The sequence below is a fragment of the Brevundimonas sp. genome (assembly GCF_036399195.1).
GTDB lineage: Bacteria > Pseudomonadota > Alphaproteobacteria > Caulobacterales > Caulobacteraceae > Brevundimonas.
Window position 1 is genome coordinate 1 of sequence record NZ_DASWNO010000242.1, and the last position, 2919, is coordinate 2919.

The window sequence follows — 2919 nt, forward strand, 5'->3', positions numbered from 1 at the left end:
GCGCCGATCCAGCGCGCCATCATGGCCGGCGACCGCCAGACCGGCGTGCAGATCATGCGCATGTCCGAGGGGCTGGACGAGGGGCCGATCCTGCTGTCGGAGGTCCTGGACATCCGCTCCGACGACACGGCGGCGACGCTGTCCGAGCGGATGTCGCACACCGGCGCCAGCCTGTGGCCGCGCGCTCTCGCGGCGATCGAACGCGGCGGGGTCGAGGGGACCGAACAGGTCGGTGAGCCCACCTATGCGAGGAAAATCACGCCCGCCGAGGCGCGCATCGACTGGGCCCGCCCTGCGGCGGTGGTGGACGCCCACATCCGCGGCCTGTCGCCCTTCCCCGGCGCCTGGTTCGACGCGCCCGGACCAGACGAACCGGTGCGGATCAAGGCGCTGATGTCGCGGGTCGCGTCCGACGGCGGCGGAACGCCCGGTCAGGTGCTCGACGGCAGCCTGCGCATCGCCTGCGCCGAGGGGGCGGTCGATCTGTTGCGGGTTCAGCGCGCGGGCAAGGCGGCCCAGACGGCCGATGAGATGCTGCGCGGGTTCCCGCTCCCGGTCGGGACGATGCTGTCGTCCTCAGGCGGCGACATCGTCATCCCCGCGCAGGCGGGGACGCGCGGCGAGCGATAGGGGAGCGACCAGCCATGCAGCGCTATCGCCTGACGCTCGAATATGACGGGTCGGGCTACAACGGGTTTCAGGCTCAGGCCGGCCAACCGACGGTGCAGGGCGCGGTCGAGACCGCCATAACCGCCTTCTGCGGCCAGACGGTGCGCATCGCCGCCGCGGGGCGGACCGACACCGGCGTCCACGCCACCGGTCAGGTGATCAGCTTCGATCTCGACAAGGCGTGGCCCGAGCGCACGGTGATGAATGCGCTGAACGCCCACCTGACGAACGACGCCGTGACGGTGCTGGACTGCGCCGCCGTCGGCGACGACTGGCACGCGCGCTTTTCGGCTGTCGGCCGCTGCTATCTCTACCGCATCCTGACCCGCGTCGCGCCCCCGGCGCTCGACCGCGGCAGGGTCTGGCATGTGCGCAAACCGTTGGACGAGCGGGCCATGCAGGCCGCCGCCGCGGCCCTCGTCGGCCTGCACGACTTCACCACCTTCCGCGATGTGAACTGCCAGTCCAAGTCACCCGTGAAGACGCTGGACGTGGCGCGTGTCGACCGCGTCGGCGACGAGGTCCACCTGATCTTCGAGGCCCGCAGCTTTCTGCACCGTCAGGTCCGCTCGATGACCGGAACCCTCGCCGAAGTCGGCCTCGGCCGCTGGTCGATCGACGATGTCGCCGCCGCCCTCGCCGCCCGCGACCGCGCCGCCTGCGCCCCAGTCGCCCCGTCGAACGGCCTGTACCTGACGGGCGTGCGGTATGAGGAAGCGAACACCTGACGGGGCGTCCCGCTTCGCCGATGGCTGGTTCGTCACGAAGAACACGAAGAAGCAAAAGCCACAAAGAACACGACGGGACCGAGCGGGCGGCGCCGCAGGCGTTTATCCTCTCCTGATGGGAAGGCGCTGCGCGCGGGACCGGGCGCAGGTCCCGTTGTGTCCTTCGTGCCCTCCTTCGTGTTCTTCGTGACGAACCAGCGCTGCCTGCTCCACGCCCGGACCCCGGTCGCCGACCTTCGTACCCCTACATGGCCAAGCCCCGGCCTGATCTGCTACCTCCGCCCCCATGACCCAGCCCGCGAACACCGCCGCCCGCCGCATCGTCGAGACGCTCGTGATGAACGGAATCGACCGGGTCTTCTGCGTCCCGGGCGAGAGCTATCTGGCGGTGCTGGACGCCCTGGCCGACGTGCGCGACCGGATTCAGGTCATCGCCTGCCGGCATGAGGCCGGGGCCGCCAACATGGCGGAGGCGTACGGCAAGCTGACCGGTCGGCCGGGGGTCTGCATGGTCACGCGCGGGCCGGGCGCCACCCACGCCTCGATCGGCGTGCATACGGCGCATCAGGACTCCACGCCGATGCTCCTGTTCGTCGGCCAGATCGCCCTGACCGACCGCGGCCGCGGCGCCTTTCAGGAGGTCGACTACCGCGAGGTGTTCGGCGGCCTGGCCAAATGGGCGACGGAGATCGAGAGCCCGGAACGAACCGTCGAGGTGGTCGAGCGCGCCTTCGCCACCGCCCTGCAGGGCCGGATGGGGCCGGTCGTCATCGCCCTGCCCGAGGACATCCTGCACGCCGACGGCGGTCCCGCTCCGATCCGCGCGGTGACGCCCGCCCGGGCCGCGCTGGACGCCGCCTTCCTCGAACAGGTGCGCGAGCGGCTGGCGCGGGCCGAACGCCCGCTGCTGGTGCTGGGCGGCTCCGGCTGGACGGACGCGGCCGCCGCCGCCGTCGGCGACTGGGCCGAGCGCCTGGGCCTGCCGGTCAGCCTGTCGTTCCGGCGCAAGGACATCCTGTCGAACGCCCGTCCCAACTACGCCGGCGACCTCGGCCTCGGCTGCAATCCCGAACTGATGAAACGGGCGAAGGACGCCGACCTGCTGATCGCCGTCGGCGCCCGGCTCGGCGAAAATCCGACGCAGGGGTACACCCTGTTCGACCGGGCGCACACGGCGCAGACCCTGATCCACATCCATCCCGGCGCGGAAGAGCTGGGGCGGGTCTGGACTCCGCTCATGAGCGCGACGGCCGACAATTCTCTGGCCGCCCACGCCCTGTCCACGATCGATCCGGGCCGGACATGGCACGATCAGGCAAAGGCCGCCCACGACCACTACCAGGCCTTCTCGACCCCCGTGCCCGTCACCGGCCCGGTCAATATGAGCGAGTGCATGGCCCACCTGCACGACAGCCTGCCGCCGGACGCCATCGTCACCAACGGGGCCGGCAATTTCGCCGCCTGGCTGCACCGCTTCTACCGCCACCGCGCCTGCCGCACCCAGCTGGCCCCGACCTCCGGC

Annotated in this window: 3 protein-coding genes; all 3 read left to right on the forward strand. The window is 71.2% G+C overall.

Translation table 11 applies throughout. From position 1 onward, the window contains the following. On the forward strand, positions 1 to 630 hold a 630-nt coding region (locus VGB60_RS10740), incomplete at its 5' end, for a methionyl-tRNA formyltransferase (protein WP_331038257.1). A gap of 14 nt (positions 631 to 644) precedes the next feature. Beyond that, a complete protein-coding gene (truA, locus tag VGB60_RS10745) occupies positions 645 to 1397 on the forward strand; it encodes a tRNA pseudouridine(38-40) synthase TruA (RefSeq protein ID WP_331038258.1) in 753 nt (250 codons plus the stop codon). A gap of 286 nt (positions 1398 to 1683) precedes the next feature. Further along, positions 1684 to 2919, forward strand: a 1236-nt coding sequence (locus VGB60_RS10750; RefSeq protein WP_331038259.1) for a thiamine pyrophosphate-binding protein, incomplete at its 3' end; no start/stop codon positions are given.

Excerpts from the sequence above, each read along its gene's own strand:
- truA (WP_331038258.1), top strand. The coding sequence starts at position 645 with ATGCAGCGCTATCGCCTGACGCTCGAATATGACGGGTCGGGCTACAAC.